The sequence below is a fragment of the Kribbella sp. NPDC055071 genome, from assembly GCF_053608045.1.
Map to the genome: position 1 here is coordinate 1 of NZ_JBSGUS010000070.1, position 1,399 is coordinate 1,399.

Annotated in this window: 2 protein-coding genes; both read right to left on the bottom strand. The window is 49.3% G+C overall.

Annotated elements, in window-relative coordinates; all coding sequences use genetic code 11:
* A partial coding sequence (gene yesR / locus ACWF4Z_RS38250) for a rhamnogalacturonyl hydrolase YesR (protein ID WP_452248108.1) occupies window positions 1–730 on the bottom strand: 730 nt, incomplete at its 3' end.
* A gap of 15 nt (window positions 731–745) precedes the next feature.
* Complete coding sequence (locus tag ACWF4Z_RS38255; RefSeq protein ID WP_452248109.1) at window positions 746–1,279, bottom strand: carbohydrate ABC transporter permease; 534 nt, start codon at window positions 1,277–1,279, stop codon at window positions 746–748.
* Window positions 1,280–1,399 lie beyond the last annotated feature (120 nt).

Below are 1,399 nucleotides of genomic sequence, written 5' to 3' on the forward strand. Positions count from 1 at the left end.
GCCCTGATTCATCCTGAAGCCGGACAAGCGCGCTCAGCTGGTCTCTGAGCGATCCGTCGATGATCATAAAGGAAGGATGTGTCACCTCAATAAGCGGGAGCGCCTTTGCCATCGTGAGTGCCGCCCAGCCGTTCGCTCTGCCCCAATAAATCCCCGACAGATGATTTTGCGCTTTGTTGTCCCAGGCGTGGTAGTACAAATTCGTGACAGGGTCCTGAAGCACGTCCTCATGTCCGTGAAACTGGCGCAGGCCGTCTTCAAAATAATCCTCACGCTCCATGATCCGCCCGATTCTCAGCATAAACAGCCCAGCCATCATCAGCGTATCCGCCCATGCCTGCTCAGGAAACACGTATTCTGCTGCATTCACCGTATGCTGAAGGATACCCTCGCCAAAGCGCGGCGCCTTATGCAGCACATATTCCGCCATCTCGGCCGCTGTTTCCAAATACACCTCATCACCCGTCACCTTGTGGAGGAACAAAAGCGTATGCCCAATGGAAACTCCGTTGATCGAAAGCGGCGGCAGCCCATCCTCCAACTGTTCATCCACCCACGTTTTTAACAGATTGATATATTCCTCGTTTTCCGTCGCTTCATAGGCCTCCGCCACACCGTAAAACGCGACGCCGCCCGGCCAATCCCACGCAAAATCCATCTGAAATGTCCGTTTCACGATCCGGTCAATGACGGACGTCACCTTTTCTTCATCAAAGATAAGCTGTGCCATCTGCAACACTCCTTTTTATTTTAATCCGGTCGTACTGATGCCCTGAACGATATATTTCTGAAACAAAAAGAAAACAAGAATCACAGGCAATAACGAGACGGCCGACATGGCAAACATCGCGCCCCAGTTCGAAGCCGACTCTGTATCGAGAAAAAGCTTCAGCGCAAGTGAAACAGGGTAAAGCTCCGGCTTATTCAAATACAAGAGCGGCTGAATCAGCTCCTCGGGAATCGTCCGGATAAACTGGATCATCAGAAAGATAAAAAACGCATGCCCGAAAAATTGCGGAACGACAATTGGTTTAAAGGAATTCAGCCAGTCTAATTTCGCAAACATAATATACTGCGGAATCATCAACACTTCATGAGGCAGCATTAACGTCCCCATCATGCACGTAAACCAAAATTTTTTTCCCTTAAACGGTATACGCGCAAATCCGTACGCAATGACAGCCGATGACATGACGGCACCGATTGTTGACAGCCCGACAATAATCGCCGAGTTTTTAATAAACGTCAGAAACGGCTGTCCCGCAATATGCCCTTCCACCCTTCAGCATAGTTACTGAGAATAAAAGGGTCGGGAATGAGAGAATGTGAGGTTGTAAAAATACTGGCGCTTTCTTTAAACGAGCTGACAAACAGCCAAATAACCGGGTACAGCAGCAAC